The following is a 13,966-nucleotide window of genomic DNA, read 5'->3' on the forward strand; positions in this document are numbered from 1 at the left end:
GTAGGAGCGAGCAAGCTCGCGAAGAACGTGAGGGCGCTGAGTTTTTCCAGAAAGCCCGCATAATCGTTAACGTCCATCGCGAGCATGCTCGCTCCTACAGGGACACCGGCCAGATTTCGTCGTCGCCGATGACGAAAATCCTACAGTCGTCGTCCTGTTCCACCCGATAACCTCCGGTAAACGCCCCGAAGGCCGGTAGCAGGCTGATGTCCCCGCCCAGCCTGAAACATGGCAGCCGCAGGCTTGTCCGACCCCGACCGTTGAGTCGATAAACCGGATGCACATGACCGGCGAGCACATGTCGATCCGCATGCGGCAGGGGTTCGTGCTGCAAAGCGAACGGCCCTAGCAGCAAAGGCTCAGGGACCACTCGAATGTTCAGCGAGGCCGGCGGGTCCCCGGCACGCTTGTCATGGTTGCCGCGAATCAGCGTCATGGCCAGCTTGGCATTGCGTGTTCGCCAGTCAGTCAATGCTTGCAGCGTGGCGCGGGCATGGGAACCCGGTCCGTGAAGAAAATCGCCGAGGAAAATCAGCTGTCGGCAGGGCAGGGTGGCCAGCAGTCCGTCGAGCACGGCGATGTTGCGGCGGGTGGTGCCCTGGGGGACTGGTTGGCCAAGGCTTCGGTAAGCGGCGGCCTTGCCGAAGTGCACGTCGGCGATCAACAACGCTTGCCGGGCAGGCCAGTAGAGGGCTTTTTCCGGCAGCAGCCAAAGCTCCTCGCCGGCCAGTCGCACGGGGTAGGGCGTACTCATCAGGCTTTCCCTGTTCCGGCGGTTTTCTCGAGGTCGCTGACCATGCGTCGGATGCGGTCGGCGAGTTTTTCCGAACTCATACTCTCTCTCATACGTTCCACCAGCAGCGGAAACCCGAGGGGTGTAGGACGTTTGACTTGATGCAGGTCGAGACGCAGCTGACTGATGTGCGCCAACGTCTGTTCCAGGCGATGAATATCCAGTTCCTCGCGCAGGACTTCTTCTGCGGCCTGAGCCAATAGCAAATTGCCCGCGTCGTACTGTTTGAACACTTCGTAAAACAACCCGCTCGAGGCTTGAACCTGGCGTGTGCTTTTCGCGGCACCGGGGTAACCGGCGAACACCAGTCCGGCGATCCGGGCGATTTCCCGAAAGCGCCGCAAGGCCAGCTCTCCGGCATTCAGGCTGGCGAGTACGTCCCTGAGCAGATTGTCTGGACTCAGCAAGCCCGGACTCAGGGCTTGCACCCAGTCCACCGGGGTGGCGCTCAGCAATTCCAGCCCGTAATCATTGACCGCGATGGAAAACGTCACGGCCTGCTGCTGACTGACTCGCCACGCCAGCAAGCTGCCCAGGCCCAGATGCACCTGGCGGCCGGCGAAGGGATACAGGAACAGATGCCAGCCCTCACGGGACTTCAACGCCTCGGCCAGCAACGATTGCGACGTTGGCAAGCCAGACCAGCGTTGCTGAACCTCCAGCAGCGGGCGCAATGCCTGCATTTGCGGGCCGCTGAACTCGCCGCGCGCCGCCTCACTGAAGCGCGTGACCACCGCTTGCGCCAGCTCATTGGAAAGGGGCATGCGACCGCCATTCCACCGCGGCACCGCGGCTTTCCTTACGGTGCTGCGTTTGACATAGGCGGTCATGTTTTCCACGCGTACCAACTCCAGCAGCCGCCCGGCAAACAGAAAACCATCGCCCGGCTTGAGTCGCGCGATGAAACCTTCTTCAACACTGCCCAGTTGTTTGCCACCGCCGCCCTTGCTCCAGAATTTCAACTGGATGCTCGCATCGCTGACAATCGTGCCGATGCTCATGCGGTGGCGGCGGGCCAATCGTGCATCGGGTACACGCCAGATTCCCTGTTCATCCGGCTCGACCCGGCGGTAATCCGGATAGGCTGTCAGGGAAAGCCCGCCATGACGTACGAAAGCCAGCGCCCAAGTCCAATCCGCCTCCGTGAGATCACGATAAGCCCAGGCGGCGCGTACCTCATCAAACAACTGATCGGGCACAAACCCGCCACCCAATGCCATGCTGACCAGATGCTGGACCAGCACATCCAAGGGTTTATGCGGTGATATTCGAGGTTCGACCCGTCGCTGGGCCACCGCGTCCTGTGCCGCTGCGGCTTCGATCAGCTCCAGGCTGTGCGTCGGCACCAGCGTCACCCGGGAAACGCGTCCCGGCGCATGCCCGGAACGCCCGGCGCGCTGCATCAGGCGGGCCACGCCTTTGGCCGAGCCAATTTGCAGCACCCGCTCCACTGGCAGGAAATCCACGCCCAGATCCAGGCTGGAGGTGCAGACCACGGCTTTGAGGTGACCTTCCTTTAGGGCGCGTTCCACCCAGTCACGGGTTTCACGGGACAGCGAACTGTGATGCAGCGCGATCACCCCCGCCCAGTCCGGTCGGGCTTCAAGTAACGCTTGATACCAGATTTCCGATTGCGCACGCGTATTGGTGAAAACCAGGCTGCTGGCGCTGTCATCCAGTTGCGCGACGACCTGCGGCAACATTTTCAGGCCGATATGCCCGGCCCATGGAAAGCGTTCGATCGCGGGCGGCAGCAGCGTATCAACCTGCAGTTTTTTATCCGTCTGGCCTTGAACGCTGATACAGCCGCCCTGTGGGATTAATACCTGCGCGGCGTGGTCCTGATTGCCCAGCGTCGCGGAAACGCCCCACACGATCAATTGCGGGTTCCAGCGGCGCAGGCGGGCGAGCGCAAGTTGCAGTTGCACGCCGCGCTTGTTGCCGAGCAATTCGTGCCATTCGTCGACCACGACCATGCGCAAGGTAGAGAGTGCTGTGTGTGCATCCGCTCGAGCGAGCATCAACGTCAGGCTTTCCGGGGTAGTGATCAGCGCGGTAGGCAAGCGTCGGCTCTGGCGTGCACGTTCGCTGCTGCTGGTATCGCCCGTGCGCAGGCCGACGCTCCAGGGTATCTGCAAGTCGAGCAGCGGCACCTGCAGTGCGCGGGCGGTGTCGGCAGCCAGGGCGCGCATCGGGGTTATCCAGAGAACGGTCAGGGGATCGGCTACGGGTTTTCGTTTGCGTGGTGTTTCAACCGCAGGTGCAGAGCGTGCGAAGCGATTGAGTGCGCCGAACCAGACCGCATAGGTTTTGCCGGCGCCGGTGCTGGCGTGCAACAGACCGGATTGTCCTTGTTCAACGGCTGCCCACACCTGTTTCTGAAAGGTGAACGGCTTCCAGCCGCGAGCGGTGAACCAGCGTTTGGCGAAGTCGGTGGTGGTTCCCATACCGGCGGCGTGCGCTCTGAGAGTGTTCTTTGACTGACCACGGCGCAACCCGAAAGGTTTAATGACTGATGCGTGCGGTCTTCGCCGAGCATTTCTCATATTCGGAAATAACTGTGTTTGTCGTTGAAACCTATTGGCCGATGGGTCGTGGTTTTATCGCTGCGCTGTTCGCCCTGCGCGTCTTGCCAAGGCCGACAGCGAGTCGTCGACCATGAATATGAAAAGGAACATTCAGATGAAGTCAGTTCGTGCAGGGCATTTGCGCGCCGATTTGATCACGGAGAGTGGGAAGCTCCTCGCGTTTCGGGCAGCGCCAACGCTCGACTATTTCGAACAGCCGGGCTTGCACTGCCTTGGCGCGAGCGATGGTCCGGACAAGGCGTTTTATCTCTATCTGCCGCAGGGTATCGACAGCGGCAGGTTTCATCTGGGATTGAGTGAACGCTCCCCGATGATCATTCATGTGACGGGCAGCTCGGAAGCGGAGCTGTATCGAGGCGCGCTTGAATTGACGGTGGGAGGCGACGCACAGTTTGCCGGAAGTTTCCGCGGCCTGGATGCCGACGGCATCGAGGTGGAAAACGGCAGCTTCAGGCTTGAGCATGAAGCCAGTCAAGTGACGGAAGCCAGTCAGCCTGGCTCCCGTTTCAGGGGATGAACGCTTATTTCAAGTTGCCGCTGAGGAACTGTTTCAGACGCTCGCTCTTCGGGTTGCCCAGCACATCCTCCGGCGCACCTTCTTCCTCCACCAGGCCCTGGTGCAGGAACAACACCTGGCTCGACACTTTGCGCGCGAAGCTCATTTCATGGGTGACCATGATCATGGTCCGGCCTTCTTCAGCCAGGCCCTGGATCACCTTGAGCACTTCTCCCACCAGTTCCGGGTCGAGCGCCGAGGTTGGTTCATCAAACAGCATCACTTCCGGTTCCATGGCCAACGCGCGAGCAATCGCCACCCGTTGTTGCTGGCCACCGGAAAGGAATGCCGGGTATTGATCCGCTACGCGTGCTGCCAGCCCGACCTTGTCGAGGTAACGTCGGGCGCGGTCTTCGGCTTCCTGCTTGCTGCAGCCCAGCACCCGGCGCGGGGCCATGGTGATGTTTTCCAGCACCGTCATGTGGCTCCACAAGTTGAAATGCTGGAACACCATGGCCAGGCGGGTGCGGATTCGTTGCAGTTCATCGGCATCGGCCACGTGCATGCCATGACGATCCTTGATCATGCGGATTGCCTGACCGTCGAGGCTCATGGCCCCATCGTTGGGCTGTTCGAGGAAGTTGATGCAGCGCAGGAAGGTACTTTTTCCGGAGCCGCTGGCACCGATCAGGCTGATGACATCGCCCGTGTTGGCCTTGAGCGAAACGCCCTTGAGCACCTCATGGTCGCCATAGCTTTTATGCAGGCCTTCAATGGTCAGTTTGTACATGGAGCATGCATCCTCAAGGCGAAAGTAGGTAGCCGCTGCGATAGGCTTCGGCGCCCGCGACGTGGGCGATCACCATGCCGGCGGTGGCCATGCGGCGCAGCGAGCGGGCGTACATCAGGCCGGCGGCAGTGCAATGGACAGGCGTGACACGGTCGCTGATGGGGTCAATGATTTCGGCGATCAGTTGCCCGGCTTCCAGGTATTGCCCCGGCAGCGCACTGAACACCAGCAGCCCGCCAACAGGCGTCGCCACGGGTTCCACTCCGGCCAGGGGGGTGGCTGGGTAGGGCAGGTCGGGCATCGGCGCCGACTCACCGGCAATCGCGCCGAAGTGAATCAGATAGTCGATCAGCGCCTGGCTGTCCTGGCTGGCCAGCGGGTGGTTGACGTCGCCCTGGCCGCGGAGCTCGACGGTGACTGAAAAGCTCCCCAGCGGAATATCGAAGTGCTCGCCGAAGCGCTCCTTCAATTGCCACCAGAGCAGCGTGAAGCATTCATCGAATGACTGGCCACCGGAATCGGTGGCCAACAGGCTGGCTTGTGAACCGATGTAGCGAGCCAGCGGCTCGACCTGCGGCCAGGCTTCGGGCGTGGTGTACAGGTGCGCCACTGCTTCGAAGTCACAATGCAGGTCCAGCACCATGTCGGCATCGCAGGCCAGCCGTTGCAGGGTCAGGCGCTGGGATTGCAGCTGGGTGCTGGCGGTCTGCCGCGCCAATGCCTGGCGCAGGTTGTTGCGGATCAGTTCGAGGTTGCGCTGCGGGTCGTCGCCGAGTTGGCCTTCGATCGCGTTGCCCACTTCTTCGCTCAAATCGATGAACCAGCGGTTGAAGTTCTGCCCGCTTTCGAGCTCATAGCGCCCCAGCGGTACATCCATCAGCACTTGCTCCAGGCCCGGCGGGTTCGCCACGGGTACCAGGACGATTTCGCTGCGCAGCCGGCCGGCGGCTTCCAACTCCGCCAGGCGTTGCTTGAGGTGCCACGCCACCAGCATGCCGGGCATTTCATCGGCGTGCAGGGACGACTGGATGTAGATCTTGCCGTTGGCCGGTTGCGGCCCGAAGTGAAAACTGTGGATCTGTCGTGCAGTCCCCGGCAGCGGGGCCAGCAAGTCATGTATCTGGTGGCGCATTTGTCGTGTTTCCCGAAGCGGGGTCCTAGTGAGTCGGCCCGAGGAAGGCCAGCCATCGGCGTTCGGCGAGGCGGAACAGGCCGACCAGCGCAAAGGTGACGGTCAGGTAGATCAGCGCGGCGATCCCAAACGACTGGAAGGTCAGGAAGGTCGCCGAGTTGGCGTCCCGAGCGACTTTCAGGATGTCCGGGATAGTCGCAGTGAACGCCACGGTGGTCGAATGCAGCATCAGGATCACTTCGTTGCTGTAGTACGGCAGCGAGCGACGCAGGGCCGAAGGCATGATCACGTAGGCATACAGCTTCCAGCCTGTCAGGCCGTAGGCCTTGGCGGCTTCGACTTCACCGTGGGCCATGCTGCGGATCGCCCCGGCGAAGATCTCCGTGGTGTAGGCGCAGGTGTTCAGGGCGAACGCCAGGATGGTGCAGTTCATCGCATCGCGAAAGAAGCTGTCGAGCAAGGGTTGCGCGCGCACGGCGGCCAGGCTGTAGATCCCGGTGTAGCAGATCAGCAGCTGGATATACAAAGGTGTGCCGCGAAACAGGTAGGTGTAGAACTGCACCGGCCAGCGAATGTAGAAGTGCGGTGAAACCCGGGCGATCGACAGCGGAATCGAGACGATGAAGCCGATGAATATCGATGCACTGAGCAACCACAGGGTCATGGCCAGGCCGGTGATGTTCTGACCGTCGGTGTAGAGGAAGGCTTTCCAGTATTCCTGCAGGAGTTCGATCATCGCACGGCCTCCCGGGTACCCGCGGCATAGCGGCGTTCGAGCCAGCGCAGAATGACGTTGGAGGCGCTGGTGATCGCCAGGTAGATCAGGGCGGCGAGCACCAGGAAGTAGAACAGCTGATAGCTGCTTTTACCCGCATCCTGGGCCGCCTTGACCAGGTCGGCGAGGCCGATGATCGACACCAGTGCAGTGGCCTTGAGCATGACCATCCAGTTGTTGCCGATACCCGGCAGGGCATAGCGCATCATTTGCGGAAACACCACGATACGAAACCGCTGGCCACGCTTGAGTCCGTAGGCCGTGGCCGCTTCGACCTGCCCGCGAGGCACGGCGAGGATCGCGCCGCGGAAGGTTTCGGTGAAGTAGGCGCCGTAGATGAAACCCAGGGTCAGTACCCCGGCGCTGAACGGGTTGATCTCGATGTATTCCCATTCCATGTAATCGGTGAGCGACGTCAGCCAGGTTTGCAGGCTGTAGAAGATCAGCAGCATCAGCACCAGGTCTGGCACCCCGCGAATCAGCGTGGTGTAGCACTGTGCAAGCAGGCGTAGCAGTTTGATTTTCGACAGCTTGGCACTGGCGCCGAGTAGACCGAGCAATACGGCCACCAGCAGCGACATCGCCGATAACTTGATGGTCATCCAGGTGCCTTCCATCAGCAGCGGGCCAAAGCCCTTGAGGCTGAAGGCGGAGAGCCCCAGAGTGTTTAAGAGGTTTTCGAACATAAATCAGCAACCTGATCGGATGAAAAAAGCGCCCATCGCGAGATGGGCGCCGGGCATTACTTGCCGCTGTACAGGTTCAGATCGCCGAAGTGTTTCTTTTGAATAGTGGCGTAGGTGCCATCATCGTGTAACGCTTTGATACCTTTATCCAAAAGTGCTTTCAGCTCGGTGTTACCTTTCTTAATGCCGATTGCTGTCTTGGCGGGCAGCAGTTCGCTGTCGACCGGCTTGCTGATTTCGTAATCGGCACCATTTGGCGACTTCAGGAAGCCCAGTTCGGCTTGCAGCATGTCCTGGATCCCGGCGTCGAGACGACCGGAAGTCAGGTCGGAATACACTTGGTCCTGGTTCTGATAGGCCTGGGTTTTAACGCCTGCCTTGTCCAGGACGGCTTTCGCGTAGGCTTCCTGGATGGTGCCTTGCTCGTAGCCTACGGTCTTGCCTTTCAGCGACGCGACGTCGGCCGTCACGCCAGAACCTTTCTTGGACACGTAGGCGGTTGGGCCGGAGAACAGTTCACTGGAGAAGTCGATGACTTTTTCGCGGGCCGGGGTGACGGTCATCGAAGAGATCACGCCGTCGAATTTATTGGCCTTGAGGCCTGGAATCATGCCGTCGAAGTCGCTTTCGACCCATTTGCACTTGACCTTCAGCTCAGCGCAGATCGCGTTCCCCAGGTCGATGTCGAAGCCTACCAGGTTGCCGTCGGCCGCTTTCGACTCGAACGGCGCGTAGGAAGGGTCAACACCAAAACGCAATTCCTTGTATTCCTTTGCCAGCGCGGAACCGGCTGCCACGCACAACGCCAGTGCAGAAAGGGTCAGCAATGCTTTTTTCATTATTCAATCCCTAAGAACCAATATGAGCGCTTGTGGCGCAGAATTATTGTTACTGGTAAGCGTAAGCCCTAATGAAAGTAGCAATTTCCGAACCAGAGTGCCGAACAAGCGTTTAAAAGGTGTTCGGGAAATTGCAGGAGGGGATTAGTGCACGAAAATGGGCGTCGTGAAAAGCCTGCACTTTTCTGAAGCGAGGCCTCACCACGGGACCGCCTTAAATTCCACGTAGCGGGTTAACCAAGTAAGTCCTGCAACGTTCCCAGATGATCAGCCTCTTCGACCGATTTGTCCTGGCGCCAGCGCAGCATCCGCGGAAACCGCACCGCAATCCCGCTTTTGTGGCGTTTGGACAAGGCGATGCCCTCGAAACCCAGTTCAAACACCAGGCTCGGCTTGACGCTGATCACCGGGCCGAACTTTTCTACCGTGGTTTTGCGCACGATGTTGTCGACCTGGCGCATTTGTTCATCGGTCAACCCTGAATAGGCCTTGGCAAACGGCACCAGCGCGCGCTCGCTGGCGTCGGGTGGCGCGTCCCAGACGGCGAACGTGTAATCGCTGTAGAGACTGGCGCGGCGGCCATGGCCGCGCTGCGCATAAATCAGCACCGCGTCGACACTGAACGGGTCGACTTTCCATTTCCACCAGACCCCCATGTCCTTGGTGCGACCGACGCCGTAGAGCGCGTCCCGAGCCTTGAGCATCATGCCTTCGACCCCGAGCCGGCGCGATGCTTCCCGCTGGCGGGCGAGGTCGAACCAGTCTTCGCCGGTCAACAAAGGCGAGGCGAGCAGCAGTGGGTTGTTAGCTTGGGTGATCAGCTCCTCCAATTGACTGCGCCGCCGGTTCTGCGGCTGATTGCGCCAGTCCTCGCCTTGCCATTCCAGCAAGTCGTACGCGAGGATGACCACCGGCACCTCATTGAGAATCTTGCGGGTGAGGTTTTTCCGGCCGATCCGCTGCTGCAACAGGGCGAAAGGTTGTACGGCAGGGGAATCCGTGGGCGGATCGAAGGCATCTTCGGTCCCCGTGTGAGCGGCTTTCCAGGCGACGATCTCGCCGTCGATCACGGTGCCGTCGGGCAAGCAGTGGATCAGACTGTCAAATTCAGGAAAGCGATCGGTGACCAATTCTTCACCGCGCGACCAGATCCACAGGCGTCCTTCGCGTTTGACAATCTGGGCGCGGATGCCATCCCACTTCCATTCGACCTGCCACTGGCTGGCGGCACCGAGCAGCGCTTCGAATTGTTCGACCGGTTGTGCCAGGGCGTGGGCGAGGAAAAACGGATACGGTTGGCCGCCGCGTTGCGCATGTTCGTCGGGAGATTGCGCGGCGATCAACTTCAAGTAGCTGGCGGCCGTGGGGCGGTTGGACAAGTCGGTGTAGCCGACCATTCGCTGGGCCACGCGCTTGCTATCCAGGCCAGTCATGGAGGCCAGGGCTCGGGTCACCAGCAACTTCGAGACACCCACGCGAAAACTGCCGGTGATCAACTTGATGCACAACATAAGGCTGGGGCGGTCCAGTTGTGACCAGAGAGCGGGCAGGCGTTCGGCGAGCACCTGCGGGGATTCGCCACGCAATGGCAGCAGTTTTTCTTCGATCCACACCGCCAAGCCGTCGCTGGAGCGATAAGGCGATTCGGGCAACACCAGGGAAATCGTTTCCGCCAGGTCGCCCACCGCCTGGTAGCTTTCTTCGAACAGCCATGCCGAAAGCCCGGAATACGCGACTGCCAATTCCCGCAGGACGCGCACCGGCACCAATTGCCTGGGGCGTCCTCCGGACAGAAAGTACACCGCCCACGCGGCATCTTCCGGGGCGGCCTGAGCAAAATAATCTTGCATGGCCGCCAGCTTGGCGTTGCTCGATGTCGTGGCGTCGAGTTCGGCGTACAGCTGGGCGAAAGCCTTCATGGCAGCGCCTCGATGCTCTCGGCTTCGGCGGTCGATGCCTCCTCATCGTCACCGTACTCGGTGCGAAAGCCCTGGGCATCGAGGCCTTGTTCACGCAGGTGGCGCACCAATACCGCGACGGAGCCGTGCGTGACCATTACCCGCTCAGCGCCAGTCTGTTCGATTGCCCAGAGCAAACCCGGCCAGTCTGCGTGATCGGACAATACGAAACCGCGATCCACCCCGCGTCGCCGACGTGTTCCGCGCAAGCGCATCCAGCCGCTGGCGAAACCGTCGCTGTAGTCGCCGAAACGACGCATCCAGGTGCTGCCACCGGCCGAAGGCGGAGCGATGACCAGCGCTTTGCGCAGAATCGGATCGCTCTTTTGGAAGTCGCCCGCGTAGAGCGTTGGTGGCAGGTCTATGCCGGCCTCGCGATAGACACGGTTCAGCGGCTCCACCGCGCCATGCGTCAGGATCGGCCCGAGGCTGGCATCGATGCCATGGAGAATGCGCTGGGCCTTGCCGAAGGAATAACAGAACAGCACGCTGGCTTTGTCTTGCTCGGCATTGGCCTGCCACCACTGATTGATCTCGGCAAAGACCTGCGCCTGGGGCTGCCAGCGATAGATCGGCAGGCCGAAGGTCGACTCGGTGATGAAGGTGTGACAGCGCACCGGTTCGAACGGCGCGCAGGTGCCGTCGGGTTCGATCTTGTAGTCACCTGACGCCACCCAGACCTGCCCGCCATATTCCAGGCGCACCTGGGCCGACCCGAGTACGTGGCCGGCGGGGTGGAAACTCAGGGTGACGCCGTGATGCAGCAACCGCTCGCCATACGCCAGGGTTTGCAGGTCGATGTCCTGGCCCAGTCGCGCCCGCAGTATCCCTTCACCGGGTGCTGCCGCCAGATAATGCTGGTTGCCGGTGCGGGCGTGGTCGCCATGGGCGTGGGTGATGACCGAACGCTCGACCGGCCGCCACGGATCGATGTAGAAATCGCCTGGAGGACAGTACAAGCCTTCGGGGCGCGCGATGACAAGGTCCACGTTGTTATCCAGGTGGAGGGGCTTGTTAGCTAGGAGGCTGGCGCGGGCGAAGAAGTTCTATCGGGAATTCCCGGGTAAACAACCTACCCCCTGTAGGAGCTGCCGCAGGCTGCGATCTTTTGACCTTGTTTTTTCAAAGATCAAGATCAAAAGATCGCAGCCTGCGGCAGCTCCTACAGGGAATGTGGTTATTTTCCAGGTGTCAGGGTCAGGCGCTTGGTTCCATACACCCGGTCAAAATTCTCCGGCTGCATCGGCAAGCTCTGGTACTGCCCCTTCAGCCATGGCTCGATACCGTTGAGGTAGTTCGGGCTGGCCGGGTTGCCGGACTGGCCGGTGGCGATCTGGCCCATCAGCGGTTCGGGCTGGCCGAAGTCGACGATCAGGCGCATGGCCGGCACCCGTGTGGTGTTGAAGTCTTGGCCCACGGCATAGGCGGCCGTGTTGAGGGTGGTGTGGTCGCCGCCGGCTGGCTGCGGACCTCGCACGGTCTGGCCGCTGGCGTTCTTCCACTCATAGCGGTGAAGTTTGCCCCACTGCCAGGCTTTATGATCGCCACCCAACTGACTGTCGCCAGCGGTGATCGCCGCCGCCAGGCTGCGGGCGAGGATCGCCGGTTTGTCTTCTTTCTGCGCAGTGTGCACATCATCCCAGAATGGGCTGTCTTCGCGCCCCAGCAAGTGATCGGCCTGCGCCGCGTACGACAAGCTGCCATTGGCGATGAAGGCTTGCCACGCCGGGCTGCCTTGTGGCCCCAATTCATCGAGGAAAATCTGCCGGGTGCTTTCCTGCAGGAACAACTGGTAGATCGCCGCATCGGCGGAGGTCGGGCTGAGTTTGCCGTCAAATGCCATCAAGCGGGTCAGGGCCTCGCGTGCCTTGCCGCGATCCGCCATGGGCAAGGCCTCGATGGCCTGCTTGAGCGGCAGTGACATCCCCGGTGCTTCGAACATTTTCTTCAGTTTGGCGGCGAAGGTGGTGGTCTGGTCGTACTGCATGGCGATCAGGCTACGGGTGTCGTGCTTGCCCGCGCCGGCCAGTTCGGCCAGGCGCTCGCCACGTTCCGGTGCCGACCAGGAGTTGGATAGCTGCATGCCATAGCCATGGGGGATGACCCGCTGGTTGGCGGTGCCGAGCCAGCCTTGGGCCGGGTCCTGATCGTAGGGGTGCAGCATCGGGTCGGCGTAACCGTCCCAATCGTAACGTCCCTCCCAACCAGGCGAGGGCAACAGGCCTTCGCCTTCGCGGCGGTTTGGATAGCGGCCGGTGACTTGCCAGCCAATGTGGCTGGCATCGGCAAACACCAGGTTCAAGGCAATGGCGCGAATCTCGCGGCTGGCGTCCGAGGCTTTCTCGACATTCTGCGCCCGGGACAGGTCAAAGAAGGCGTCCAGGCTCTTGTCGTCGGTAAAGTTCGGCGTTTGCAAGGCCAGGCCGAACCCGCTGCCCTGCGCCAGGCCCTGGGCACTGTTGAGCAGGGGGCCGTGGCGGGTTTCGAATATCGCTTCGCGAATCGGCCGCTGGCCTTTGACGAAGTAGGTTTCGTTGCGCACGATCGCCGACTGCCACTTGCCAGCGGTTTCGTAGGACAGCCCATTACCCTGGCGTTTGATTTTTTCCAGGAACAGGTCCTGGTTGTCGCCCATGACGCTGGTCATGCTCCAGGCGACTTTGCCATTGAAGCCTCCCAGGATGATCGGCAACCCGGCGAGGGTCACACCGGAAGCCTGGTACTTCGATGTGCGGATCTGCACGTAGCTAAACAGTGCCGGTACCCCCATCGGCCCGTGGCTGTCGCTGGCCAGCAGGCTTTTACCGCTGCGGCTGCGCTGCGGCGCAATGGCCCAGTTGTTCGATGAGGTGGCGCCCAGCAGATTAAGCTCGGACAACTGGCCGGTGGCCTTGCTGATCTCGGCCAGCCCCGGTACTTGCCCGCTGAGCTTGATGCCTTGCAGCTTTTCACTTTCGGCCAGTGGCAGTTTTTCATCCGGGGCCGAAGGGGTCAGCCACGGCAATTTGTCGGTGTTGAGGCTCTGGGCCAGCACCAGCGAGGCAATTTCCTCGGGCAGGTTGGCTGACTGACTGAAGTTCAGCAGGCAGAAAATCAGTGCCGAGTCTTCCGGCTTCCAGTACTCAGGCTTGTACCCGGTGGCAGCGAGGTCGGCAGGCAGCTTGTCGCGGTAGCGGAACAGATAGGCGTTGACCCCGCGGGCATAGACTTCGAAGAAGCGCTTGAGTCGCGGTGAGGAGGCCTTGTACAACTCGCCAGCGCTTTTCTTCAGGTTGACCGCGCGCATATAGCGGTCGGCGTCCAACAGGTCCGCCCCCTGCATCTCGGCCAATCGACCCTGGGCTAGCAAGCGCAGGGTGACCATCTGGGTGATGCGGTCACTGGCGTGGACATAGCCGAGGGAGAACAGTGCGTCGTGGAAGGTGCTGCTTTCGATCAATGGCATGCCCATGGCATTGCGCCGAACCGAAACGTTCTGCGCCAGGCCTTTGAGCGGCTGTACGCCGGAGATGGGCGGGAGGGTGTCCTGGGCATTGAAGCTCTGACAACCGGTCAGGCTCAAGACACCCGCTACTGCTGCGGCAACGCCGAACCGGGGTAGAAAATGTGAAAGGGCTGGCGAGGCCATGGCAAAGCTCCTGCGGGGGTAAAGGCGGCGGCGCGCAATAAAGGCGCTACGTTAGTGAGCAGGAGGGGGCCGCGCAAGCGGGATGCGGGGTTATTTCAACAATCGACCTGACGGCGCCATCGGTCGAGCCTGTTATTTCTGACAGTAGACAATCCATTGTGCTGACGCGACGCTTGTTTTGCGCTCGCGCTGAAGGGGTTCAGCGTGCCTGGCGACGCAGGCCAGTCAGATCGCACCTGTGATTATGGTTACGTGTGCCCCCCGGAGGCGCGCTGAACCGA

At 61.1% G+C, this 13,966-nt stretch carries 11 protein-coding genes; 1 reads left to right on the top strand and 10 read right to left on the bottom strand.

Annotated elements, in window-relative coordinates:
• Positions 1 to 94: 94 nt before the first annotated feature.
• Both pdeM and CGA21_RS17230 read right to left on the bottom strand, forming a co-directional pair.
• Complete coding sequence (gene pdeM, locus CGA21_RS17225) at positions 95 to 754, bottom strand: ligase-associated DNA damage response endonuclease PdeM (RefSeq protein ID WP_188264670.1); 660 nt, start codon at positions 752 to 754, stop codon at positions 95 to 97.
• On the bottom strand, positions 754 to 3,240 hold the full coding sequence (locus CGA21_RS17230) for a ligase-associated DNA damage response DEXH box helicase (protein WP_188264671.1): 2,487 nt from the start codon (positions 3,238 to 3,240) through the stop codon (positions 754 to 756). The genes pdeM and CGA21_RS17230 overlap by 1 nt, the downstream gene beginning before the upstream one ends.
• Positions 3,241 to 3,475: 235 nt before the next feature.
• Between CGA21_RS17230 and CGA21_RS17235 the strand changes: the two genes are divergently transcribed.
• Positions 3,476 to 3,898 carry a hypothetical protein gene (locus tag CGA21_RS17235; RefSeq protein ID WP_223194168.1) on the top strand — a complete coding sequence of 141 codons (423 nt, stop codon included), beginning with the start codon at positions 3,476 to 3,478 and terminating at the stop codon, positions 3,896 to 3,898.
• A gap of 4 nt (positions 3,899 to 3,902) precedes the next feature.
• Here the strand turns inward: CGA21_RS17235 and CGA21_RS17240 are convergent, their stop codons facing one another.
• The 8 genes from CGA21_RS17240 to CGA21_RS17275 form a co-directional block, all read right to left on the bottom strand.
• Positions 3,903 to 4,667 carry an ABC transporter ATP-binding protein gene (locus CGA21_RS17240; RefSeq protein ID WP_020797089.1) on the bottom strand — a complete coding sequence of 255 codons (765 nt, stop codon included), beginning with the start codon at positions 4,665 to 4,667 and terminating at the stop codon, positions 3,903 to 3,905.
• 13 nt (positions 4,668 to 4,680) lie between these two features.
• Positions 4,681 to 5,799 carry a succinylglutamate desuccinylase/aspartoacylase family protein gene (locus tag CGA21_RS17245; protein ID WP_110748767.1) on the bottom strand — a complete coding sequence of 373 codons (1,119 nt, stop codon included), beginning with the start codon at positions 5,797 to 5,799 and terminating at the stop codon, positions 4,681 to 4,683.
• A 25-nt stretch (positions 5,800 to 5,824) separates the two neighbouring features.
• Complete coding sequence (locus CGA21_RS17250; RefSeq protein WP_020797087.1) at positions 5,825 to 6,535, bottom strand: ABC transporter permease; 711 nt, start codon at positions 6,533 to 6,535, stop codon at positions 5,825 to 5,827.
• Positions 6,532 to 7,260, bottom strand: coding sequence for an ABC transporter permease (locus CGA21_RS17255; RefSeq protein WP_110748769.1), 729 nt, complete (start codon positions 7,258 to 7,260; stop codon positions 6,532 to 6,534). The genes CGA21_RS17250 and CGA21_RS17255 overlap by 4 nt, the downstream gene beginning before the upstream one ends.
• 56 nt (positions 7,261 to 7,316) lie before the next feature.
• Entirely contained in the window at positions 7,317 to 8,099 is a 783-nt protein-coding gene (locus CGA21_RS17260; protein ID WP_008060714.1) for a transporter substrate-binding domain-containing protein, read from the bottom strand.
• A 233-nt stretch (positions 8,100 to 8,332) separates the two neighbouring features.
• Complete coding sequence (locus CGA21_RS17265; protein WP_179055975.1) at positions 8,333 to 10,018, bottom strand: ATP-dependent DNA ligase; 1,686 nt, start codon at positions 10,016 to 10,018, stop codon at positions 8,333 to 8,335.
• Positions 10,015 to 11,046: a ligase-associated DNA damage response exonuclease gene (locus tag CGA21_RS17270; protein ID WP_188264672.1), complete on the bottom strand. Its 1,032-nt coding sequence runs from the start codon at positions 11,044 to 11,046 to the stop codon at positions 10,015 to 10,017. The genes CGA21_RS17265 and CGA21_RS17270 overlap by 4 nt, the downstream gene beginning before the upstream one ends.
• A 188-nt stretch (positions 11,047 to 11,234) precedes the next feature.
• Entirely contained in the window at positions 11,235 to 13,685 is a 2,451-nt protein-coding gene (locus CGA21_RS17275) for a penicillin acylase family protein (protein ID WP_188264673.1), read from the bottom strand.
• Positions 13,686 to 13,966 lie beyond the last annotated feature (281 nt).

This window comes from Pseudomonas sp. PSB11 (assembly GCF_014596605.1).
Taxonomy (GTDB): domain Bacteria; phylum Pseudomonadota; class Gammaproteobacteria; order Pseudomonadales; family Pseudomonadaceae; genus Aquipseudomonas; species Aquipseudomonas umsongensis.